The organism is Sulfitobacter sp. HI0040 (genome assembly GCF_001634885.1).
Classification (GTDB): domain Bacteria; phylum Pseudomonadota; class Alphaproteobacteria; order Rhodobacterales; family Rhodobacteraceae; genus Sulfitobacter.
The window spans coordinates 14409-37666 of the sequence record NZ_LWEX01000246.1 but is presented as its reverse complement, the minus strand read 5'-3'; the positions used below and the strand labels follow the sequence as shown (position 1 = coordinate 37666).

The 23258-nt window shown below is 63.2% G+C and carries 22 protein-coding genes; 14 read left to right on the top strand and 8 right to left on the bottom strand.

Annotation, left to right across the window (positions count from 1 at the left end; genetic code table 11):
* Both A3728_RS13195 and A3728_RS13190 read left to right on the top strand, forming a co-directional pair.
* Window positions 1–316: OmpA family protein (locus A3728_RS13195; RefSeq protein WP_150120786.1), on the top strand; the 316-nt coding region annotated here is incomplete at its 5' end.
* Window positions 317–395: 79 nt separating this feature from the next.
* Window positions 396–938, top strand: a complete 543-nt coding sequence (locus tag A3728_RS13190) for an NADPH-dependent FMN reductase (protein WP_067924534.1) — start codon at window positions 396–398, stop codon at window positions 936–938.
* A 9-nt stretch (window positions 939–947) separates the two neighbouring features.
* Here the strand turns inward: A3728_RS13190 and A3728_RS13185 are convergent, their stop codons facing one another.
* Window positions 948–1979: an NAD(P)/FAD-dependent oxidoreductase gene (locus A3728_RS13185; RefSeq protein ID WP_067924531.1), complete on the bottom strand. Its 1032-nt coding sequence runs from the start codon at window positions 1977–1979 to the stop codon at window positions 948–950.
* 60 nt (window positions 1980–2039) lie between these two features.
* Between A3728_RS13185 and mnmD the strand changes: the two genes are divergently transcribed.
* Window positions 2040–2714 (top strand): tRNA (5-methylaminomethyl-2-thiouridine)(34)-methyltransferase MnmD, encoded by a 675-nt coding sequence (gene mnmD / locus A3728_RS13180; protein WP_067924527.1) that lies wholly within the window; start codon window positions 2040–2042, stop codon window positions 2712–2714.
* On the top strand, window positions 2711–3580 hold the full coding sequence (locus tag A3728_RS13175; protein WP_067924524.1) for a DMT family transporter: 870 nt from the start codon (window positions 2711–2713) through the stop codon (window positions 3578–3580). The genes mnmD and A3728_RS13175 overlap by 4 nt, the downstream gene beginning before the upstream one ends.
* Here A3728_RS13175 and A3728_RS13170 read toward each other — a convergent pair.
* Window positions 3545–5518: a lytic transglycosylase domain-containing protein gene (locus A3728_RS13170; RefSeq protein WP_067924522.1), complete on the bottom strand. Its 1974-nt coding sequence runs from the start codon at window positions 5516–5518 to the stop codon at window positions 3545–3547. The two genes, A3728_RS13175 and A3728_RS13170, sit on opposite strands and share 36 nt — an antisense overlap.
* A gap of 127 nt (window positions 5519–5645) precedes the next feature.
* Between A3728_RS13170 and dapA the strand changes: the two genes are divergently transcribed.
* Window positions 5646–6521: a 4-hydroxy-tetrahydrodipicolinate synthase gene (dapA, locus tag A3728_RS13165; protein ID WP_067924520.1), complete on the top strand. Its 876-nt coding sequence runs from the start codon at window positions 5646–5648 to the stop codon at window positions 6519–6521.
* Window positions 6522–6567: 46 nt separating this feature from the next.
* Here dapA and A3728_RS13160 read toward each other — a convergent pair whose 3' ends face one another.
* The 6 genes from A3728_RS13160 to pdxR form a co-directional block, all read right to left on the bottom strand.
* Window positions 6568–7455 (bottom strand): dimethyl sulfoxide reductase anchor subunit family protein, encoded by an 888-nt coding sequence (locus A3728_RS13160; protein ID WP_067924517.1) that lies wholly within the window; start codon window positions 7453–7455, stop codon window positions 6568–6570.
* Complete coding sequence (locus tag A3728_RS13155; RefSeq protein WP_067924514.1) at window positions 7455–8228, bottom strand: 4Fe-4S dicluster domain-containing protein; 774 nt, start codon at window positions 8226–8228, stop codon at window positions 7455–7457. Before A3728_RS13155 ends, A3728_RS13160 begins: the two co-directional genes overlap by 1 nt.
* Before the next feature lie 76 nt (window positions 8229–8304).
* On the bottom strand, window positions 8305–11121 hold the full coding sequence (locus A3728_RS13150) for a molybdopterin oxidoreductase family protein (protein ID WP_067924511.1): 2817 nt from the start codon (window positions 11119–11121) through the stop codon (window positions 8305–8307).
* Window positions 11118–12224 carry an acetate/propionate family kinase gene (locus tag A3728_RS13145; RefSeq protein WP_067924508.1) on the bottom strand — a complete coding sequence of 369 codons (1107 nt, stop codon included), beginning with the start codon at window positions 12222–12224 and terminating at the stop codon, window positions 11118–11120. The genes A3728_RS13150 and A3728_RS13145 overlap by 4 nt, the downstream gene beginning before the upstream one ends.
* Window positions 12225–12228: 4 nt before the next feature.
* The gene (gene xsc / locus A3728_RS13140) at window positions 12229–14004 is read right to left on the bottom strand and encodes a sulfoacetaldehyde acetyltransferase (RefSeq protein ID WP_067924506.1); all 1776 of its coding nucleotides are present in this window, start codon (window positions 14002–14004) and stop codon (window positions 12229–12231) included.
* A 108-nt stretch (window positions 14005–14112) separates the two neighbouring features.
* Complete coding sequence (gene pdxR, locus A3728_RS13135; RefSeq protein ID WP_067924500.1) at window positions 14113–15576, bottom strand: MocR-like pyridoxine biosynthesis transcription factor PdxR; 1464 nt, start codon at window positions 15574–15576, stop codon at window positions 14113–14115.
* Between the two features lie 196 nt (window positions 15577–15772).
* On the opposite strand from pdxR, the gene A3728_RS13130 reads away from it, so the two are divergent.
* The 9 genes from A3728_RS13130 to A3728_RS13090 all read left to right on the top strand — a co-directional run bounded on the left by A3728_RS13130 (window position 15773) and on the right by A3728_RS13090 (window position 23140).
* On the top strand, window positions 15773–16492 hold the full coding sequence (locus A3728_RS13130) for a response regulator (protein ID WP_067924493.1): 720 nt from the start codon (window positions 15773–15775) through the stop codon (window positions 16490–16492).
* The gene (locus A3728_RS13125) at window positions 16489–17946 is read left to right on the top strand and encodes an ATP-binding protein (protein WP_067924489.1); all 1458 of its coding nucleotides are present in this window, start codon (window positions 16489–16491) and stop codon (window positions 17944–17946) included. The genes A3728_RS13130 and A3728_RS13125 overlap by 4 nt, the downstream gene beginning before the upstream one ends.
* Entirely contained in the window at window positions 17943–18536 is a 594-nt protein-coding gene (locus A3728_RS13120; protein ID WP_067924488.1) for a L,D-transpeptidase, read from the top strand. The genes A3728_RS13125 and A3728_RS13120 overlap by 4 nt, the downstream gene beginning before the upstream one ends.
* A 163-nt stretch (window positions 18537–18699) precedes the next feature.
* Window positions 18700–19248, top strand: coding sequence for a L,D-transpeptidase (locus A3728_RS13115; protein WP_443069045.1), 549 nt, complete (start codon window positions 18700–18702; stop codon window positions 19246–19248).
* A complete protein-coding gene (locus tag A3728_RS13110) occupies window positions 19248–19703 on the top strand; it encodes a c-type cytochrome (RefSeq protein ID WP_443069044.1) in 456 nt (151 codons plus the stop codon). Before A3728_RS13115 ends, A3728_RS13110 begins: the two co-directional genes overlap by 1 nt.
* A gap of 14 nt (window positions 19704–19717) precedes the next feature.
* A complete protein-coding gene (locus tag A3728_RS13105) occupies window positions 19718–20362 on the top strand; it encodes a cytochrome c (RefSeq protein ID WP_067924478.1) in 645 nt (214 codons plus the stop codon).
* A gap of 4 nt (window positions 20363–20366) precedes the next feature.
* The gene (locus tag A3728_RS13100; protein ID WP_067924477.1) at window positions 20367–21257 is read left to right on the top strand and encodes a c-type cytochrome; all 891 of its coding nucleotides are present in this window, start codon (window positions 20367–20369) and stop codon (window positions 21255–21257) included.
* 15 nt (window positions 21258–21272) lie between these two features.
* Window positions 21273–22661, top strand: coding sequence for a multicopper oxidase family protein (locus A3728_RS13095; RefSeq protein ID WP_067924475.1), 1389 nt, complete (start codon window positions 21273–21275; stop codon window positions 22659–22661).
* Complete coding sequence (locus A3728_RS13090; protein ID WP_067924472.1) at window positions 22658–23140, top strand: c-type cytochrome; 483 nt, start codon at window positions 22658–22660, stop codon at window positions 23138–23140. The genes A3728_RS13095 and A3728_RS13090 overlap by 4 nt, the downstream gene beginning before the upstream one ends.
* Window positions 23141–23258 lie beyond the last annotated feature (118 nt).

Genomic DNA, 23258 nt, shown 5'->3' with positions numbered 1-23258 from the left:
CACAAACAGCACCGCCGTCCAGCCGACGCTGCAGGGTGACCTTGCGGCTCTGGCGCAGAACGTTCAGGTCTACCAGAACTCGACCCTACAGATCGTCGGTCACACCGACAGCGACGGTGACGCGGCCTATAACCAGCAGCTTTCCGAAGGCCGTGCGCAGGCAGTCGCCAATGTGCTGGTCGGTAACGGCGTGCCCCCGAGCCGGATCCAGACCTTCGGTCGCGGCGAAAGCCAGCCCATTGCCAGCAACCTCACCCCGCAGGGCAAGGCACAGAACCGCCGGGTGGAGATCGTTATCCTTCCCAACGCGCGCTGATGCCGCTTTGACATGACTTTGGCAAAGCCCCGGTTCGCCGGGGCTTTCGCATTTCTGAACCTCACGAAAGGGCCGCACTTTGACCGATCCAGAAATCCTGACCATCTGCGGCTCGCTCCGCGCCGGATCCTCCAACCGCATGCTGTTGGCGGAGGCCGTGCGCCTTTTCGGTCCCTGCCGTCACCGGGAACTCGACATCAGGCTGCCGCTTTATGATGGCGACGTGGAAGAGGCCGAAGGCGTGCCGCCAGAGGTACGGGAAGCGATAGATTGTATCGCGCGCGCGGATGCGGTGATCATCTCCACGCCGGAATACAACAAAGGCCCTTCGGGAGCGCTGAAAAACGCGCTGGACTGGATCAGCCGGACACCCGACAAACCTTGGACGAACAAGCCGGTTGCGGTGATGTCCGCCGCCATGGGGCGCGCCGGGGGTGAACGGGCGCAGCTTATCCTGCGCACCTTCATGGTGCCGTTCCGGACGCGGCTTTTGCAGGGGCCTGAAGTGCACCTCGCCCGGAGCCGGAACGCCTTTGACGAAGACGGGCGGCTCGTTACCGAACACTACGTCAACGATCTCACCGAACTGATGAAAGCCCTCAGGGCCGAAATAGAGCGCTGAGCGCCGAGGTCAGAGACTGTCTTCGACACGAAAGCCTGCGGGGATACGATCGCACCCCTCCAGTAGCAGGTCGGCCATGACTTCGGCGATGAGCGGCGCCATGCCGAAACCGATCTTGAACCCGCCATTGGCGATGTAATGCCCGGGCCTGCCCGGCCAGTGCCCAAGGATCGGCGCGCGGCTGCGGGCCCGGGGCCGCAGGCCCGCCCAGCGTTCGATCACGGGCGCCTGCCGCAGGGTGGGGACAAGGGTACGCGCGGTGTCGATGATCTGATCGAGCGCGGCATCGGTCGTATCCGGGCTGTCATAGATGCGCTCCGTCGTTGAGCCCACCGCAACGGTGCCGTCACCATGCGGTATCACGTGCAGGCCGCCCGCAAAAATTTGCGGGGCATTCCGGGCGTCATAGGCCAGCAGCGCGGCTTGCCCTTTGATCCCCGTGCCTACCATGCGCTGGCGTCCCTCCCCCAGCGCGGCGAGGCCAGCGGCCCCGGTGGCCCAGAGGGTCGGGCCTTGGTCGGACGCTTCTGTCTCTATAGTGACCCCCTTGCCGACAAGTGCTTCGACAAGCGCGCGACATCCCTGACGGGGATGGATGAGCGCGGACAGCGTGTCGTGGATCCAGTACCCGGTCGGGCTGTGGGGTCGGAATTTCGATGTGGGCGTATCCGTCACCGTCCAGCGCGCGTTGTCCTGCCAAAGCTCTTTCGCGGTATCTTCGCGCGCCCGTGCCAGTTCCAGCGCGGCGGCGTCTGCAATGGGCTGGAGCCGCCCGCTGCGGACATAGCCGGGATCATGCCCCGAGGCATCGGCGACGTCCGACCAGTACCGTCCCGCTGCGAGCAAGCTGTCGAGCTGGAATGCCTTCTTCGGGTTCCAGTTTTCCGGCACATGCGGCGCGAGCGCGCCGACCAGTCCGCCACTCGCACCGGCCATCGGGCCATGGGGGTCGACGACCCTGACCGCCGCGCCTCGGCACGCGCAGGCCCAGGCGATGGACAGGCCGAATATGCCTGCGCCCCTGATGGTGATGTCGACCATTGCCAATCCCCGCCGTCTTGCGCAGTGTCCGCGCGAAACGAACCGTTACAGGGTGCCACGATGGAGAACCAGACCGCCAGTGTCACTTGGCACGACAACGGCGTGCCGGTGTCCACCCGGTTCGACGACCCCTATTTCAGCCTTCAGGACGGCGCGGCAGAGACCCGGCATGTGTTTCTGGGCGGGAACGACCTGCCAAAGCGGTTTCGACCCGGCTTTCATATCGCGGAGCTTGGTTTCGGCACCGGCCTCAACGCGCTGGTCGCGGCAGAGGCGTGGCAGCAGGCGGAAATGGCAGGCCCGCTGCATTTCACGAGTTTCGAAGCCTTCCCGCTGTCCCCCGCCGATATGGTTCGCGCCCATGCGGCGCTGCCGGACTTCGGTGAAACCGGCGCCGCGTTTCTTGAGCACTGGTCGCCGGATGGCGGGCGGTTCGATCTGCCGGGGCTGACGCTGGAGGTTATCATCGGCGATGTGGCGGGTACCCTGCCCGAATGGGAGGGCAAGGCCGACGCCTGGTTTCTGGACGGTTTCGCCCCCGCCCGCAATCCGGCCATGTGGGCCGAACCGATCCTGACCGGCGTGGCCCGGCGTACCGCGCCCGGTGGCACAGCTGCGACCTATACGGCGGCGGGCTTCGTGCGGCGCGGTCTGGCCGAGGCCGGGTTCGAGGTGGAGCGGACAGCGGGTTACGCGCACAAGCGCCACATGACCCGCGCGCGAATGCCGGGATGACACAATCGAACAACATACCGCTCGGCATTTCGCTGATGGTGGCGACGACCTTCGTCTTTGCGGTGCAGGACGGGTTATCGCGCCATCTGGCAGCGGAATATAACGTGTTGATGGTCGTGATGATCCGCTACTGGTTCTTCGCGGCCTTCGTCATCACGATTGCCCGGCGCAAGGCCGGTGGCATCCGTGCCGCTGCAAAGACGTCGCAGCCCATCGTGCAGGCTTTTCGCGGCGTCCTGCTGGCGGCAGAGGTCTGCGTGATGATCGCGGCCTTCACCATCCTCGGCCTTGTCGAAAGCCACGCTGTCTTTACCAGCTATCCGCTGCTCATCGCGGCGCTGTCCGGTCCTCTTCTGGGGGAGAAGGTCGGCTGGCGGCGCTGGTCCGCCATCGGCGTCGGCTTTGTCGGGGTCCTGATCATCCTTCAGCCGGGAATGGCTGTGTTCGACCCGGCGGCGGTGATACCGCTTCTGGCTGCGGCGATGTTCGCGGTTTACGGCCTGCTGACCCGTTTCGTGGCGCGGCGGGATACCTCGGCCACCAGCTTCTTCTGGACGGGGGTGACAGGGTCACTGGCGATGACGCTGGCCGGTATCTGGTTCTGGGAGCCGATGCTGCCCCGCGACTGGCTCTACATGGCGGCGCTCTGCGTGACGGGGGTGACCGGGCATTGGCTGCTGATCCGCTGCTACGAGGTCGCAGAGGCGAGCGCGGTTCAGCCCTTTGCCTATTTGCAGCTGGTCTTTGCCGCGATTATCGGCATTTCCATCTTCGGGGAAACCGTCCGCACCAACGTGGCAATCGGTGCGGCCCTGATCGTGGCCGCCGGGCTATTCACCTTTTGGCGCGAACGCCTTCAGCGTTGATCCCTTCAACTCTTCGGAAAAGGGGATGGGCAGGGGATCCTTGCCAAGCCGCGCCCGGTAGATGGGCAGGCTTTCAGTGACGCGCATGACGTAGTTCTGCGTTTCGCGAAAGGGGATCATCTCCACAAAGTCCACGATATCAATCTCGCCCCGGCGCGGGTCGCCGTAGGCGGTGATCCAACGCGGCGGGCGGGCGGGACCGGCGTTATAGGCGATAGACATCATAACCACGTTGCCGTCGAACCGCCCCGCCATCTGGGAAAGGTATTCCGAGCCAAGCACCGCGTTGTATTCCGGATCCGCAATCAGCTTGTCGGTGTTATGCGACGACAGCACACCCAGATCCGATGCCACGTCACGCGCAGTGGCAGGCATGATTTGCATGAGGCCCCGCGCGCCGACGGAGGATTGCACCACGGGATCAAACTCGCTCTCACGTCGGGCGATGGCGAGCGTCATTTCAGGCGCCATGGGAAGGTCTTCTTCCACCAGCGGATGCAGCGGGTAGTAGGGGGCGGGAATTGTCAGCCCACGACGCGCCGCCCGTTTGCCGATCATCACAGCCAGATGCGGTTGGCCCGCGTCGATCGCGGCCTGTCCAAGCAGGTTCAGGTCCTCTTCCAACAACTGGTCCGCGAGATGGGTCCAGAAGATTTCCGCCAGCGTCAGCTCTCCGGATGCCTGCAGCAGCAGCCCCGCCTCGAACAGCGGCGCGCGAGCGAGCGGGCTCTTGCGCCAGTCTTTGGCAGGCGGGTGCCCGGCGAGGCTTTCATCGAAAGGCAGCCCGCCTCGTTCGGCGGCCAGCAATCCGTAGAAAGAGGTTTGATACTTCGCCCCTTCGGCAAAGGCCGCGGCGGCGCGTTCGGGTTCGCCCATGGCTTCGAGCGCGACCCCCTGCCAGTATCCCGCACGTCCCTGACTGATCGGAGAGCTCACCGCGCCATCGTGATTGGTGAAATGCCGGTACGCTGTTTCCGGTTCATCGAGGAAACGCAGCGCGATGTAGCCTGCCAACCATTCGAGATCGGCATAGTTCGATCCGCTCTCGATGAAATGCTGCGACGCCAACTGATACGCGCGGCGCTTGTCGCCAGAGCGCATTTCTCCGCGCGCCAGGGCACGGCGCCGGTTGCCCCATTCGTCGGGTTGGCCCAGTGCCTGCGCGGATGTCGAGGTTTCCAGCAGCAGGTCCTTTGCCTCGGCCACCAGCCCCTTCCGGATCCGCCATTCAAATCGGTCATGGGCCAGCCCGGGCGACGCCAGTTGCGCAGCGGGCAGACCGTCGATCATGGCGTTCACGTTGCCTTCGCGCCGTTGGAGCGCGATGCGGGTCTTGGCAAGGTCGACCTCCCCCTTGCCGACCAGATCGAACATCTGGCGTGCGGCGGAATGGTTGCGCCGCCACAGCATTTCATCCAGCCGCGCGGCGTGGTGGCCCTCAAGCAGCTTGGCGTGTTTCGCGAGAAAAAGGGCCTGACTGGAGCTATTCATCGGCATGGTGCGCCAGGCCATTACGATATTGGCTTCTGCCTCGCCGGTTTCGCCGTTGGCGGAGAGAGCCTCGGCATGGGCCAGTACACCGCGCGGCGTTTGCGGGGGTGCACCCTTGAAGAAAGCGAGAATCGTCGCGTCGTCCTCATCTATCACGCGGTCTTCGGCCCGCAGGCGCAGATAGCTTTCGCCCGGCCAGTCGGGCCGGCGCTGCAGGAAGGACGAAATCTGCGCAAAGGTACCGCCCCCATCGCGCAGGAAATGCCACATTATGACGTCCCGCGCCACGAGCCCGTCCCGTTCGGCAAGGGTGAGCGCGGCTTCCCAGCTGCCGGCCCGCATGGCGTCGAGCGCCCAACCCAGGGGGCGGGGGCGTTCGGCCAGCGCGGGCGAGGCCAGCGCAAAAACGAGGGTCAGAACAGTGAGGACTCGTGTCATCGCTTGCATTTCCCTTTGGTCAGAGGCTAGAGCCAAACAACATATGACCTGAATGACGGCATGCAAATGACGTTCCCGCCATGCGGGTCAAACTGTCCGGTTTCCGCCGGTCTGCGCAAGTCAAAGGAGCGTGCATATGTTCAAAGGTTCGATGCCAGCCCTCGTTACACCGTTTGCCGATGGCAAACCGGATCTCGCGACCCTGCGCAAACTTGTGGACTGGCATGTCGATCAGGGCTCCCATGGTCTCGTCCCGGTTGGCACGACGGGCGAATCGCCCACGCTCAGCCATGATGAGCATGAAACGGTCGTCGAAGAAGTCGTGAAAGCGGCGGCAGGTCGCATCCCGGTGATTGCCGGGGCCGGGTCCAACAACACCGCCGAAAGCGTCCGTCTTGCACGTCACGCGGCCGAGGTGGGGGCCGATGGCCTGCTGGTGGTGACCCCCTATTACAACAAGCCGACACAGCGGGGGCTGATCGCGCATTTCACGGCTGTCCACGACTGCTGCGAGTTGCCGATCATCATCTACAACATTCCGGGCCGTTCCGTCGTGGACATGCTGCCGGAGACGATGGGGGAACTGTCGAAACTGCCCCGGATCGTCGGCGTCAAGGATGCCACCGGCGATCTCGCCCGGGTCTGCGACCAGCGTATCACCTGTGGTACGGATTTCATCCAGCTCTCGGGCGAGGATGCGACGGCCCATGGGTTCAACGCACAGGGCGGTACGGGCTGCATCTCGGTCACGGCCAACGTGGCGCCCGCCCTGCTGGCGCAGATGCAGAACGCCTGTGCGAAAGGTGATTATGCGACCGCGCTGGAACTGCAGGACCGCTTGATGCCGCTTCACAAGGCGATTTTCACCGAACCGGGTCTGGTGGGCGTGAAATACGCAATGTCACTGCTTGATCTGTGTTCGCCGGAGGTCCGCCTGCCGCTGACGGAGCTTTCGGATGAAACGAAAAAGCTGGTTTCCGACGCGCTGCGCCATGCAGGATTGCTTGGCTGAACGATCTGACGGTCCGACCGCTATGCGGCGGTCGGGTTCCGCCCGCTCAGGCCGCCTTGCCTGCATGTGCGCCGTAGTAAAGCCCTACGACATGCTCCGCTTCGGCAAAGAAAAGCCAGCGCGCGGTGAGCACACCCGCGAGATGTGAAACCACCGCCGCTGCCGCCGCGATGTGGGTAAACGGCAGCAGAAGCAGCAGGACCGGCAGCGCCGACATCAGGGTTATCGCGATCACCCGCAGTTTCAGCGCATGTTTGCGCCCGACCACATGGACGAATTCCTTCAGCAGATAGTTGGTGCCGGTATGGGGAGGCTCGAACGCGCGTACCTTGCCGATGGTCCCCAGCCGCGTGGCGCTTGCCAGATCGGTGCCGGAGTCGGTCAGCGCCCGGTCCCCCCGAAGCCAAGCCGCGATCTGCAGCACACCCGCGGCCAATAACAGCCAGATCGCCCAGGTGATCTGCCCCGCCAGCAGCGCCCCCCCGCCGAGTGAGATCGACAGATAGTTGAGCGGGGTGAGAACGCTGTTCCAGCGCGGAATCGTCTTCATCTGCGCATAGATCATCGAGGTGGTGAAGACCGTGAGCAAACAGAGAGCGGCGCCGACATAGCCCAGAACCGGCCAGCGTGACTGCACAAAAACGAGCCCCGCGCCATAGGCCGCCATCACAATCAGGCTCGCCACGGCGGCCCAACCTTCGCGGCTCAGCCAGCTGGTGCGCCACTGGGTAAAGGCCTTGAGCGCACGCTCCGGATGGCCAAGGTGGAACGTGGATGAAACAAGCCCGCCCACGGCAAACAGATAGGCGATGGTGAAGAAGGCGAAGGCGGTCCAGCCGGTGACGGCGGGAAGCCCTATTCCCAGCCAGAAGAGCAGGCCGAAACCAAGCCCCGAAAAGCTGGTGAAGACGATGACGGAAGGTGCGGGATGCATCAGAGCTTCTCCAGCGCGCGGTCGAGCCAGCCGATGAAGCCCTGCGGTGTCTCCGCTACAGGCTCGAGGAAAGGGGCCAATACGTCGATCTCGCCGGTGGTCGGTTCCGCCGCATCCCTCGCGAGCCGGTCCCGGGGCCGCGGGGGCAGATATTTGTTGACGGGCTTCGTTCCCTGTTCCGGCATCAGGTCGACCCCGCCGCGTTCCGAGACCAAACGGCTGACGTCGGAGGCAGGATCGGACAGGTCACCAAAGTGGCGAGCGCCCGCGGGGCAGGTCCGCACGCAGGCCGGAGTGCGGTCAACCTCGGGCAGGTTCTCGTTATAGATGCGATCCACGCATAGGGTGCATTTCTTCATCACCCCCTCGGCGGCGTCCAATTCCCGCGCGCCGTAGGGGCAGGCCCAGGCACATAGCCCGCAGCCGATGCAGTCGCTTTCGTTGACCAGCACGATGCCGTCCTCGACTCGCTTGTAGCTGGCGCCCGTGGGGCAGACGGTGACACAGGGCGCGTCCTCACAGTGAAGGCAGGATTTTGGAAAGTGCACCAGTTGCGCGGCACCCTCGGGCGGTTGCACTTCGTAGCTATGCACCCGGTTGAGAAAGGTGCCGGACGGGGCGCCGCCATACGGGTCCTGATCGCTGAGCGGTGCGCCGTAGTTTTCGGTGTTCCAGCCTTTGCAGGAAATCACGCAGGCATGACAGCCGACGCAGGTGTCGAGATCGATCACCAGCCCCAGTTTGCGATCGGTCCGTTCGGGGAGTGCGGTCATCGGGGTACTCCGCTTGTGGGGCGAGGCCGGGGCGCTGCCCCGGACCCCGAAGTATTTGGGATCATGAGAAAGGGGATCATCGGCCGACCTTCCACCGCAGCAGGCGCGGGCCCTTGCCCACGGGCGAGGTCTGGGCCGGGAAATCGGGGCGGGTCTGCGCGATTTGCTCGGCCTTTTCGATCTTTACCTTCAGGTCGAACCACGCCGCCTGCCCGGTCACCGGGTCGGAATTCGACCAGCGCAAGCCGTCGCCTTTCGGCGGCAGCAGCTCATGCATCAGGTGGTTTAGCAGGAAGCCCTTGGTTGCTTCGGGCGCGTCCTCATCCAGCGCCCAGGCGCCCTTGCGCTTGCCGATGGCATTCCATGTCCAGACGGTATTGGGGTTCAGCGCGGCCATTTCCATGACCGGGACCGTGATCCGCCCGTGGGGGGACGAGACATGCGCCCAGTCGCCATCCTTCAGGTCATGCGCGCGCATCAAGTTGGTCGGCAGGTAGAGCGGGTTATGGCCGTGTATCTGGCGCAGCCATGCGTTCTGACCGCCCCATGAATGATACATGGCCATGGGGCGCTGGGTCAGGGCGTGGATGTCGTAGCCTTCGGTTCCCGCACTGTCGCAATCGTACCAGATCGGTAGCGGCGACATCGTGTCGATGATCCGTTGGCGCAGATGGTCCGGGGGTTGCCGTTCCCCGTGACCTTCGGCGGCAAGCTGGAAGCGGCGCAGCGGTTCGACGTAGAGCGAGAAGAGATAAGGCTGCGGCGCATCGTAAAGCGCGTTCTGCACGGCCCAGTCCTGATAGTCGCGGTTCCACGGCTTGTAATAGGCGGCCTCCTCTGGAACGTGGGAGATGAAGAAGCCGCCGTTTTCGATATAGCGATCCAGTTGGTTCGGGTTTGCGTCACCGCGGCCCGTCTGCCTGCCCGCCGCGCCGCGATAGCCAAAGAGAGGGCCGACCCCGGGGCGGCGCATGTGATTGGTGATGTAGTCAGCGTAGTCGGCGTATTTCTGGCTGCCGTCGTCGTTGACGAAAGCAGGCAGGCCCAGCTTTGCGCCAAGCTCGCAAAGGACCGACTGAAAGCCGCGCACGTCGCGGTCCGGCTGAACCACGGGCCAGCGGATCGCATCGGCCGCGGCATCCGCTTCGCAAATGGGCCGGTCGAGAAGTGATATGCAGTCGTGCCGTTCCAGATAGGTGGTATCTGGCAGGATCAGGTCCGCGTAGGCGACCATTTCGGAGCTATAGGCATCCGAATAGATGATGCGGGGGATGACGTAATCGCCGTTTTCGTTCTTGTCCGTCAGCATCTCCATCACGCCGCCGACATTCAGGGAGGAGTTCCACGACATGTTGGCCATGTACATGAACAGCGTATCGATCTTGTAGGGATCGCCCGCATGGGCGTTGGAAATCACCATATGCATCAGCCCGTGGCTCGACATGGGGTTTTCCCATGTGAACGCCTTGTCGATGCGGGCGGGGCTGCCGTCTTCGTTGAGGGCAAGGTCGTCAGGCCCGTGAACGAAGCCGAGATGCGGCCCGTTCAGCGGCGCGCCGGGGTTCACGCCACTGTGCGGTTTGGGGTGGGCGGTGGCGGGTTTGGGGTAGGGCGGTTTGAAGCGGAACCCGCCGGGTACTTCGACGGTACCGAGGATGATTTGCAGCAGATGCAGCGCGCGGCAGGTCTGAAAGCCGTTGGCGTGGGCCGAAATGCCCCGCATCGCGTGGAAGGAGACCGGACGCCCCGTCATCGTCTTGTGGGTCTCGCCCCGGAAATCCGTCCATTCACGCTGGAGTTCGAAGGCTTCGTCGAAGGCAATTCGGGCCAGTTCGGCGGCGATGGCGCGGATGCGTTTCGCGGGGATGCCGACCTTGTCCGCGATGGCTTCGGGGGCGTAGGTATCCGCGAGGTATTTTTCCGCCATGTGATGAAAGACGGGGCGATGGGTGACGCCGTCGACCTCGTAGGTGGCAGAAAGGTCGGGGCGGACACCCGGCGCATCAAAGGCGCAGAGCTTGCCTGTGCGTCTGTCGATCACCTGTTCCTTGCCGTCTTCATCGCGGAGCAGCAGGCCATGCTGGGGGGAGGTTTCATCCGCGTTCACCATAACCGGGGCGTCGGTGTATTGCGCGAGATAGTGCAGATCGATCCGCCCCGATTTCATCAGGCAATGGACCATCGACAGGATGAAAAGCCCGTCGGTGCCCGGCGTGATGCCGACCCAGTCGTCGGCCACGGCGTTATAGCCCGTGCGGATGGGGTTCACCCCGATGACACGCGCGCCGCGCGCCTTGATCTTGCCGATGCCCATCTTGATCGGGTTGCTGTCGTGATCCTCGGCCACGCCGAAGAGCATGAAGAGCTTGGTATGGTCCCAGTCGGGCTGGCCGAATTCCCAGAAGGCGCCGCCCATGGTGTAGATGCCCGCCGTCGCCATGTTGACGGAGCAGAAGCCGCCATGGGCCGCGTAGTTCGGTGTGCCGAAGCTTTGCGCCCAGAGGCTGGTGAAGCTTTGCGACTGGTCCCGCCCGGTGAAAAAGGCGAGCTTTTCGGGCGCCGTTTCGCGGATGGGGGCGAGCCAGCCGGTCGCTATTTCCAGCGCTTCGTCCCAGGTGATTTCCTCGAACTCGCCGGAGCCGCGGGGGCCAACCCGTTTCAGCGGCGCGCGCAGGCGGGACGGGGCGTTGTGCTGCATGATCCCGGCGGACCCCTTGGCGCAGAGGACACCCCGGTTCACCGGATGGTCGCGGTTGCCTTCGATATAGGCGACCTTGCCGTCCTTCATGTGGACGTTGATGCCGCAGCGGCAGGCGCACATGTAGCAGGTCGTCTTGCGGACCTCGTCCGAGACCTTGGGCGACAGGTCCAGTTCCGGCTGATGATGCGTCATGGCTGCGGCGCCTCCTCCAGCGCTGTCAGGGCCTCGCCCGCGACATGCCGCTCTTCGGCGGCGGGGATGACCCAATGGGGAACATTTCCTGCCCAAGCTAAGTTTGCAAGAACTTCGTTCCGCATCTCCGCGTCATTTTCACCGATGCCACCCGTAAAGGCGATGGCATCGAGGCCGCCCATGGCGGCGATCATGGCCCCCGACTGACGGGTGATCCAGTATCGGAAATGGTCGCGGGCGAATTGCGCCGCGGCGCTGTCGTCCGCACAGATGCGGCGCATGTCGGCGCTGACGCCGGACAGCCCCAGAAGGCCCGAGCGTTCCTGCAGCATCTGTTCGGCCGCATCCGGCCCCATGCGCCGGGCCAGATGCAGCACGGCGCCGGGGTCGATCTCCCCCACGCGGGTACCCATGGTCAGCCCGCCGAGCGGGGAGAACCCCATCGTAGTCGCTTCGGATTTTCCTTCGAGGATGGCGCAAAGCGATGCGCCGTTGCCAAGGTGCATGGCCAGCAGGCGCGGGGGCAGGGGGTGCCCCGTGGTCGCTTCCCATTCCTTGACCATCGCGCCGTAGCTGAGACCGTGAAAGCCATACCGGCGCAGACCTGTCGTTTCGGGGGTTTCGGGCAAAGCGTAACGGTAGGCGACAGCTGGGTTGCTGGCATGAAAGCCGGTATCGAAACTGGCGCATTGCGTCAGGCCGGGTACGGCGCGTGCAATCGCATCGATCCCGGTAAGGTGATGGGGATTGTGCAGAGGCGCCAAGGGCACAGAGGCCGCGATGATCTCGCGTACCTGCGGCGTTACGCGGACGCCCCGGGTCAGCGTCGGGCCGCCGTGGACAACGCGGTGAGCCGCGGCGCTCAGTGCGGTTGCGGGAACGCCCTGCGCCTCCAATGTCTCCAGTATCGCAGACAGGGCAGCTGCGTGATCGGGCAGCTCGCCGGGCCGGTCAACGCCCGGCGCCGTGACGCGGCCATTGCCCCGCGTGCCGATGCCCGTCGCCTCCACCCGCAAGAGTTCCTTCAGGCCGGGGTCGAAGACCGCCGTCTTGATCGACGACGACCCCGCGTTGACGACGAGAAGGGGCCCGTCTACCGGCAATTCTTCAGACCTTTTGAGGGCGCATGTCTTCCCTGCTGATGCCGGCAACGGACACGGGCTTTTTCATGGCATCCCGGCGGAATGGCTCGCCCAGCTCCTGATTCAAGAGAACTTCGATGAACGTGGTCTTGCCGTCGTTCATCTGCGCTTTGATCGCCTTGTCCAGCGCGTCGGTCAGTTCCTGCATGGAAGAAACCTGCACGCCTTCGACGCCGCAGGCCTTGGCGATGGCGGCATAGTTCACGTCCTGCGCAAGTTCGGTGCCCACAAAATTGTCATCGAACCACAGGGTGGTGTTCCGCTTTTCCGCCCCCCACTGGTAGTTGCGGAAAATCACCATCGTGATCGCGGGCCAATCGTCCCGGCTGACGGAGACCATTTCGTTCATCGAGATGCCGAAGGCCCCGTCACCCGCGAACCCAACCACGGGCACATCCGGGCAACCGATCTTGGCGCCCACGATGGCGGGAAAGCCGTAGCCGCAGGGGCCGAAAAGACCCGGTGCCAGATATTTGCGGCCATCCTCGAACGAGGGATAGGCGTTGCCGATGGCGCAGTTGTTGCCGATGTCCGAACTGATGATCGCTTCGCGTGGCAGGGCGGATTGAATGGCGCGCCATGCCATGCGGGGGCTCATCTTTTCGGGCTCGCGGTCGCGGGCGCGTTCGTTCCAAGTGGTGCCGGGATCGTCGTCTTCATGGTCCATCGAGGTGAGCGCTTGCGCCCATGCGGATTTGGTCTTGGCGATCAGGTTCTTGCGGTCGTCCCGGCCTTCGTCGCCCGCGGTGTCGGACAGGCGGGCGAGCAGGCCCTTCGCGACCTTGCCTGCGTCACCCACGATGCCGACGGTGACCTTTTTCGTCAGGCCGATCCGGTCAGGATTGATGTCGACCTGAATGATCTTCGCGTCCTTCGGCCAATAATCGATGCCGTATCCCGGCAGGGTCGAGAAAGGATTGAGCCGGGTGCCCAGCGCCAGCACCACATCGGCCTTTGCGATCAGTTCCATCGCGGCCTTCGACCCGTTGTAGCCTAGCGGGCCGACGGAAAGCGGGTGCGAGCCGGGGAAGGCATCGTTGTGCTGATAGCCACAGGCCACCGGCGCATCGAGCCGTTCGGCCAACTGCCGCGAGGCGTCGATAGCCCCGCCGATCACTACGCCAGCGCCGTTGAGGATGACGGGGAATTTCGCCCCCGACAGCAGGCGGGCGGCTTCATCCAGAGCCTGTTCACCGCCCGAGGGGCGCTCGAACTCGACGATGGCAGGCAGTTCGATATCGATGACCTGCGTCCAGAAATCCCGCGGGATGTTGATCTGGGCGGGGGCGGAATGGCGCTTTGCCTGAAGGATCACGCGGTTCAGCGTCTCGGCGATGCGGGATGGATCACGGACTTCTTCCTGATAGGCCACCATGTCGCGGAAGAGCGCCATCTGCTCCACTTCCTGAAACCCGCCCTGTCCAATCGTCTTGTTCGCCGCCTGCGGGGTCACAAGCAGCAGGGGCGTGTGGTTCCAGTAGGCGGTTTTCACCGGTGTGACGAAGTTCGTGATGCCCGGGCCGTTCTGGGCCACCATCATCGACATCCTGCCCGACGCGCGGGTGTATCCATCGGCCATCATACCAGAATTGCATTCATGCGCCCCGTCGAAGAACTGGATGCCGGCGGCGGGGAAAAGGTCTGAAATCGGCATCATGGCCGAGCCGATGATGCCGAAGGCCTTTTCGATGCCATGCATCTGCAGAACTTTGACGAAGGCCTCTTCGGTGGTCATCTTCATGATGGGCTATCCTTGGGTGTATGAGAAAACGGGAATCCGCTTGGGCGCAGGGTATGCCGCGTCGCGGAAAGGGGTTAGGGCCAGTTTACCTGCCCGGTTAGCGCCAGATCAGGGGGCACTCTGTAGTTCCTCCGCGATCAGGCGAACACCGTCGGCGATCCGGCCCGCGGGGATGGACGAATAGGCAAGCCGGTAGAAGTTGGCAGGCCGGGTGCGGCCCGCGAAGAACCCGTGCCCCGGTTCAATTAGCACGCTGCGTGCCTGTAGCCTGCGGGCAAAGTCATCCGTGTTCACCCCTTCGGGCGCACGCATCCAGAAGGAGGAGCCGCCGTAGGCCCCGCGCCCCGCGATGGTAAGGCCATGATCTGCAATCGCCTTTTCCATGACGATACGCCGTTCGTGCAGCGCGTTGCCCGTGCGCCGGATCAGCGCGTCATAATGGCCGAGCGACAGGAAATATGACGCCGTTCGCTGAATATGCCCGGGCGCATGGCGCAGCACGGCGGCCCTGAGAGCGCGGGCTTCGCGAATGAAGGGTTCGGAGCCCACGAGGTATCCCAGCCGCAGACCCGGAAAGAGGGATTTGGAGAAGCTTCCGACATAGATCACCCGGCCATCCGTATCCAGCGACTTCAGCGCCGGGGACGGAGGTTTGAGGAACGACATCTCGAATTCGTAGTCGTCTTCCACGATCAGGGCATCCATTTCCCGGGCGCGGTCAAGCAGCGCCCGGCGGCGGTCGATCGGCATGGTTGCCGTCGTCGGGCATTGATGGCTGGGGGTTGAAAATATCACGTCGGTACTTGCCGGTATGACGGCGGGCGGCAGACCTTCATGGTCTACCCGTACTGGCGTCACGTGGCAACGGGTGTGCGAAAGGATGTCACGCAGTGCCGGGTAACACGGGTCTTCGAGCACGGCACGCCGTCGCTGGGTCAGCAGCACCTGCGCCGTAAGCCAGAGCGCGTTCTGCGCCCCCATGGTGATAAGAATTTGCTCGGGCCGCGCCGTGATGCCCCGGCGCGGGAGGGTATGCCGGGCGATGAATTCGATCAGTTGCGCGTCGTCCTGATCGCCATAATCCGTCGTAAGGGCGGTGAAATCACGTTGGCCGAGCGCCTGCAGCGCACAAAGGCGCCAGTTGGCGTGATCGAACAGGCTCGCATCCGCCTGCCCGTAGATGAACGGATAGCGATAGCGGTTCCAGTCCTGCGGTTTGGTGAGTGCGGCGCCCCCTGCGAAACGCTGACCGATAGCCCGCGACCAGTCGACAGCATCGAGCCTCCGCGCGGGCAGGGCAAATTCGGGCGGGGCCGGGGCATTCTCCGACACGTAGTAACCGGAGCGCCCACGACTCACGAGGTAGTCGTTGGCCTGCAGTTCGGTATAGGCGATCGTGACCGTGATGCGGCTGACGCCCAGATGGGCGGCCAGCTTGCGCGTCGATGGCAGTTTTTCTTTCTGCCGGAACCTGCCGGAGAGGATCCCCTGCGCAATCATCTGCTGGATCTGCTGCTGCAGCGTTCCCTGAGCTTCGGGGTGCAGGAAAAACGTTTCGACCGGTAGCGCCATCTTATTGCTCTACACTGGACCTATGCGATATTCAATCTGGCATTAGTCGTGATCGAATCCGCACGCCGTGGATGGGTGTGCAACCCCTGTGGTCGGCGCTATATTTCGCGATATGGCATTGGATACAGTTCGGTTACAAATGGTGACAAACCGGGAGCGGCAATCGGTTTCGATCTCGGATATACATGGGCAGGGTATGACCCAAGAGCCGCATATCCTTGTCGTCGACGACCACGCCGAAATCAGGGCGTCCTTGTCGCGCTATCTTGAACGCAATGGGATGCGCACCTCCGTCGCGCGCAACGCGGCGGAGATGGATCGCCAGCGTGCAAAGGCGAGTTTCGACCTCATCGTGCTGGACGTGATGATGCCCGGTGAAGACGGGCTGAGCGCATGCAAGCGGTTGCGCCGGGACAGCGATACCCCTGTTCTGATGCTCACCGCGCTGGGAGAGGATGACGACCGCATCGCCGGGCTCGACGGCGGGGCAGATGATTATCTGGGCAAACCGTTCAATCCGCGCGAATTGCTGGCGCGGATCAATGCGATCCTTCGCCGTAGTACGCGGGGTGCCCAGCGGGAGGCTTTCGCGGGGCACATGGTTCGGTTTGCGCATCTTGAACTGGATTACGATGCCCGGATGCTCAAGGACGCGGAAGGGGCGCGCACGCAGCTTACCTCGGGTGAGTTGAAGCTGCTTTCTTTGTTCTTGGAGCGGCCGCGCACGGTAATCAGCCGCGATGAGCTGCTTGAACTTAGCACCGGGCGCATCGCGGGGCCGCTCGACCGGACGATCGACAATCAGGTGAGCCGCCTGCGCCGCAAGATCGAGCAGGGGGATGGCGGCCCGAGGCTGATCAGTACGGTGCGCAACGCCGGCTACAGCCTGACCTGCGATGTCGAGGTTCTTGCGTGAGGCCATTCGTCCTGCGCCTGCGTACGCAGATCGCGCTTCTGGTGCTCGTGGTTCTGATTATTGCGCAGGCGATCAGCCTCTGGTTTTTCGTGGACGAACGTTCGCTCGCCGTTCAGGCCGCGATCGGAGCGGAAGCGGCTGGCCGGGCCGCAAACGTCGCCAAACTGATCGAGGGGGCGCCGGAAAACCTGCATCCCCAGATCATTCGCGCCGCGAATTCGCCGTTGGTTCGATTTGACCTGTCCGAAGAGCCGGCGGTCATGCATACCGATCACGACCCCGGCGGCGCCGTCGAAGCACGTGTCCGCGCCCTGCTGGGGGACGGCTACAGGCGTGACATCCGGGTGGAAATCCATGCGGTGGAACAGGAAGTCCTGCCGCTGCCAAACCTGTTGCCCGAGATGGCAGAACTGCATGTCGAAATGATGCGGGCGAGTCTTGCCGCGATCGAGCTGGAGCTTTCCATCGCGCTGGCGGGAGGGGAGTGGCTGAACGTGGGGACGCGGTTCGAGCGGCCTCCGCTGCAATGGTCGCTCGCCTCCAACGCTTCCTTTTTCGTGAGCGCGATCCTGTTGCTCATTGCGAGCTTCTGGTTCTTGCTCGCCCGGTTGACAGGGCCGCTCAACCGGTTGGCCCGCGCTTCCGAGCGGCTGGGCCGTGGGGCGGGGAAAGGGGCGATACCGGTGGTGGGCCCGCGTGAGGTGCGCGAACTGACCCATGCCTTCAACACCATGCAGGACAGACTTACCCGCTTCGTTTCGGACCGGACCCAGATGCTCGCGGCACTGGCGCATGATCTGCGTTCACCGTTGACCGCGCTTCGGGTGCGGGCGGAAATGGTCGACGACCCGGAGACGCGGCGTTCGCTCGTGGCCTCCAGCGAAGAGCTTCAACACATGATCGACGCGACCCTGGATTTCGCCAAGGGCGTCGGTCTTCACGAAGAAGTGCGCCCTACGGATTTGGCTGAATCGATCGAGGGTCTGCAAATCGCAAATCTGCAGGTTCTCGGAACGGCGCCTTTGATCGTTCCGGTGAAGCCCGCGGCAATGCGCAGGGCGCTCCGGAACCTGATCGAGAACGCCCAGCGGTACGGGGGCTGCGCCCGTGTGGACTGGAGCCTGAGCGATGATACGGCCCAAATCGTGATCGATGACGACGGCCCCGGCATCCCCGAAGAAAAGCTGGAATCCGTCTTCGATCCCTATGTGCGGCTGGAGACCTCCCGGTCGCTTGATACCGGTGGGCATGGACTGGGGCTTTCCATCGCGCGGAGCATCGTTCTGGAGCATGGGGGTTCCATAAAATTGTCGAACCGCGCCGAAGGCGGACTACGTGCGACCGTGGTTCTGCCGCGCGCTACAGAGGCGGAAACGCAGGAAGAAGATACGCGAGAGGCGCAGGGACGTGCGCTTCGTCCGATAGAAACGTCCCAGAGGAGAGAGCAGACATGAAAAGACGTGAGTTCCTGACGAGCACTATCGCGTCCATGGCTATGGCGCGGGGGGCCTTGGCCCATACCCCAGAACAATACGACGCGATGATTCCCCCTTCGGGTCTGCCCGAATCCATGCTGCCGCGCATCGTCGATTATCCCGAGGTGCCCGTGCCGGGCGAGATACATGTGAACCCAAACCGATTCGCGCTTTACTGGACGCTCGGGGGTGGAACGGCGCTGCGCTATTCCGTAGGGATCGGGCGGCAGGGGCTCTATGAGCCGGGCGAGTTCTACGTGGCGCACAAGCGCAAATGGCCGCCATGGACACCCACCCCCGGCATGATCGAACGGGAGCCTGCGAAATACGCGCGTTACGCCGATGGTATGCCGGGTGGGCCGAATAACCCGTTGGGCGCACGGGCGCTTTATCTTTTCGATCAAGGTGGCTGGGATACCTATCTGCGCATTCATGGCACGGACGATCCCTCTACCATCGGGCAGCGCGTCTCCAACGGCTGCGCACGGCTTACCAATGATCATATCGTGGAATTTTACGGACTTGTGCCCATCGGGACGCGGGTTGTATTACAGCCGGTCACTGGCTGAAGGTTGAAATGCACGCATCAACAGGCATCGCTGCCTTCGGGTACGTTACATAACTTTACAAAACACAGGCCCCTGCGTGGTTCTCATTACGCGCGGCTGGCTTATTATCCACAACAGCAGCAACGAGGAAGAGACAGGAATTATGTCCAACAGCAAATCATTGATGTCCCGCCGGTCGCTCATGCTTTCGGCGGGCAGTGCAGGCTTGTTCGCGCCTTCGATCCTGAAGGCCCAGGGTACTGCCCCGATCCGGCGCAATCAGTCCGCTTTCGAGCTTCACCGCTGGCAGGATCACTTCGACAGCATCGGCAGCGGTATCATTCTGTCTGATACGAACAACAAGGTTTTGCAGCACTGGACGGCCGATGGTGAAATGCGGATCTATCCGACTTCGGTGCCTGTCTCTGACGAATTGACACGGCGCGGTTATACCAGCGTAATCGAAAAGCGCGTGGCCCCCGGCTGGTCGCCCACGCCTTCGATGCTTGAGCGTAATCCGGATTGGCCTGCCCGCATCGAAGGCGGTGATCCGCGCAATCCGCTGGGCTCCCACGCCCTGTACCTGAGCTGGACCTACTACCGTATCCACGGCACGCAGGACACCCGGAAGATCGGGCGCGCCTCCTCCAACGGGTGCATCGGGCTCTATAACGAGCATATCGAAGAAGTCTTTGGGCGCACGCCGGTCGGCGCGCAGGTCAAGCTGATATGATCTCAAGAACCGGTTTGCTCATCGCTGCGTTTTTCGTAGTCGGGGGTGCGGTCGTGATCTGGCAGCAAACGCAGCCAGACACGATGGCTGGCCATTCGATGACGCCGCCTGATCTGTCGTCCGTGGAAGAGGGCGACCCGATCGTGGAGGTCGCTCTGCCGAGCGAGCTTTCGCAGACAGCAGAAGTGGGCAAGCGCGTGTTCGATACGTCCTGCGCCGCCTGCCACGGGGCGAATGCCGCGGGCCAGAACGGTGTCGCGCCCCCGCTCGTCCACAAGATTTACGAACCGAGCCACCATAGTGATGCGGCCTTCCTGCTCGCCGCGAAAAACGGCGTGCGGGCGCATCACTGGAACTTCGGCAACATGCCCCCTGTGGAGGGGCTGACGGATGCCGATGTGAAGATGGTGGCGGCCTACGTGCGCGAATTGCAGCGCGCGAACGGAATCAACTGAGGAGAAACTCCCCAATGGCGATGAAGTACTGGATTACGGCTGCTCTGACGGTCTCCTTCGGGGCTGCCGCGCTCGCACACAGCGGGGCGACCGGTGTCGTGAAAGAGCGCATGGACGGCATGTCGGCCATGAGCAAGGCGGTGAAGGCGATGGCGCCGATCATGCGCGGCAAGGAAGACTACGACGCTGACGCGGTACGTGCGGCGGCCGATGTTTTCATAGCCCATGCGGGTGAGGACATGGTCAAGCTGTTCCCCGAAGGCAGCGATGCCATGCCCTCGGTTGCACTGCCCGCAATCTGGGAAGAGCCTGAAGAGTTCGCGGCCCTCGCAGAAAAGTTGCAGGTCTACGCGACTGGGCTGAAGGAGGGTGCCGAGAACGGCCTCGCCAAGAAGGATGGCGGCGGCCAATCCTCGTCGATGATGGGGGGCAGTTCCGGCGGAATGATGGATACAGGCAGCGCGTCTTCGATGATGGGCGGTGGCGCTTCGTCGATGATGGGTGGCGGTGCATCTACCATGATGGGCGGCGCTGCTGCCGGTGAAGACAAGATGATGACCGTCGAAGAGGTCGCGGCCTTGCCGACGGACGCAGCCTTCGCGGCAGTCACGCAGACCTGCTCTGCCTGCCATCAGAAGTTCCGCGCAGAGAAGAACTAGCATCATGCGGGTTCTGCTTTGGTTGTTCACCCTGGGTGCGGTCGGAGCCGTTGTGACCATCACGGCCCTGATCTTCTGGCCGGTCGGCAATGCGGTGGCCGCAATCGCGCAGGCGGGTAACGCGGAACGCGGGGCCTATCTTGCCCGGGCGAGCGGTTGCATCGCCTGTCACACCAATGCCGAAGCCGGTGGCAAGCCACTGGCCGGAGGCGCGCCGCTGCCGACCGACTTCGGTCTTTTCTACCCGCCGAACCTGACGACCGATCCGGTACATGGTATCGGAGACTGGACCGTGCAGGACTTCGCCCGGGCAGTGCGGCAGGGCATTTCCCCCGACGGAAAACCTTATTACCCGACCTTCACCTATCCCTTTTACGGAAAATTCTCTGATCAGGACATTGCCGATCTATGGGCCGCCTTCCAGACGGTACCGGCGGTCGCAGAATCCGCGCCTGCGCATGACGTGTCCTTTCCCTTCGATCAGCGTTGGGGGCTGAAGCTGTGGCGGGCTGCCTATCTCAACCCGCCCAACGTCGAGCCGGTCGAGGGCAAGAGCGATGTCTGGAACCGGGGCCGCTGGCTGGTGAATGGTGCCGCGCATTGCGCCGCCTGCCATACCCCCCGTAATTTCGCAGGTGCGCGAATTCCCGGTGAGCAGTTCAGGGGCAACGATAAACTCCCCGTAGGGGGCAAGGCACCGTCTATCCGTGCGGACGACCTCGCAGAGGGTGGCTGGACAGTGGATGATCTGGCCTATGCCCTGCGTTCCGGCATCACCCCCAGCGGGGATGTGTTTGGCGGATCGATGGCGGAAGTCGTGCAATATGGCACAGGTTTCCTGACAGACGATGACCTGCAGGCGATGGCGACCTATATCATGGACAGTGATCCATAAGGGAATGTAACGACCATGCCTAAGTTGAGCCGACGCGAATTTCTTTCCGCCGCGGGCGCATTCGCCTTGCTGCCCCGCGGCCCGCTGTCGGCGGCCACGGGTATTACCCCCCTGAATGCACAGGTGGGCGACATCCAGCTTTTGCCGGAAGCCTATGGCACGACCTCCATCTGGGGGTTCGAAGGCCGGGCACCTGGCCCTGAAATCCGCGTGGCCCAAGGTGCGCGGGTTCAGCGCAAACTGCAGAATGCGCTGCCGCAGGCGACCTCTGTGCATTGGCATGGTATTCGCATCGCCAATGAGATGGACGGCGTGGCGGGGCTGACCCAGCCCGCGGTCGAGCCGAAGGCCGATTTCGACTATGATTTCGTGGCGCCCGATGCGGGGACATATTGGTATCACGCCCATAACCGCTCAACCGAACAGGTGGCGCGCGGCCTTTACGGCGCGCTAATCGTGGAAGAAGCTGATAAGCCGGATGTTGATCGCGAAGAGGTCCTGATCTTCGATGACTGGCTCATTGATCCGCAGACCAGCCAGATCGCCGGGGATTTCGATTCCCCCCATGCGCAGAGCCATGCGGGACGGATGGGCAACTACGTCACGACCAACGGAACCTACAACCTGACCGTGCCTGCAAAGCAGAACGAACGGTTCCGCCTGCGTCTTATCAACGCCTCGAACGCGCGTACCTTTCCGCTGCAACTGCACGGGATGGAAGGCTGGATCATCGCACTGGATGGCATGCCGCTCAAAGAACCGCTTGCGGTGACGGAACCGATCATCCTCGGTTCCGCCCAGCGGGCCGATCTTATCGTGGATGTGGTAACGGAACCGGGCGAGGCCGCGCATATCCTGCACCTCGACCGGCAGGAGAGTTTCAGCCAGGTCGCTTTTGAGGTCGACAGCAAGGCGTCCGAAAGTCGCCGGGGCCAACCCGCGGCCCTTCCTTCGAACCGGCATGAGGTTGTAGATCTGGCCCAGGCCACCCGGTTGAACCTGAAGATGGAAGGCGGCGCGATGGGCGGGCTGCGTTCGGCCACGCTCAACGGTCAGCCGAAATCGATGGGCGAGCTGGTGGAGGCGGGACGCTTCTGGGCGTTCAACGGTTCCGCCGATGGCATGGATAATGAGCCCTTGGCAAAACTTTCCCGCGGGGAGCATGTGCAGCTCAGGGTGACGAACGATACCGCCTTCCCCCATGCCATCCACCTGCACGGGATGCATTTTAATGAAATGGGGGAGAACGGTGTGCTCGGCCCACTGCGCGATACGACGTTGATTGAACGTGGTGCGGCACGGGAGATTGCTTTCGTGGCGGATAACCCGGGCCAATGGCTGCTGCATTGCCATATGCTGTCGCACGCGGCATCGGGCATGACGACTCGGATCGTGGTTTCATGAATCGCGCGGCGCTCATCTCCGGTCTGGGGCTGGCCGGTCTGGTGGTGGCCGGAACGATCATCTGGAGCATCTCGGATGACAAGGGCGTCGCCGCGATGGAAGAGATTGCCGGTGACGTCGCCTTGGGCAAGGCGATTTACGATGACTATTGCGCTGCCTGTCATGGTGCCAATCTCGAAGGGCAGCCGGACTGGAAAAGCCCCGGCCCCGACGGTCGCCTGCCGGCCCCGCCCCATGATGAGACGGGCCATACCTGGCACCACCCAGACAGCATGTTGTTCGCCTATACCAAGCTTGGGGGCAGCGCGGTGATGGCCGAGCAAGGGATCACCTTCGACAGCGGGATGCCCGGTTTCGGCGACCAGTTGAGCGATGAGGAGATACAGGCGGTCATCGCCTATCTGAAATCCACATGGCCCGTTCCGGTGCAAAAGATGCAGGCCGCACGAACGGCAGCAGATGAAAAGACCGGTGGTTAGCGATCGGGCCAGCACTTTGGGGTGTGAAAGGCCAATTTGCTCGGAAATGTTGGTAAACTAGCCGCTTTGAACGCTTCCAGAGGGAACCTTGCCCCGCTGGATGGTTGTTCAAATTATA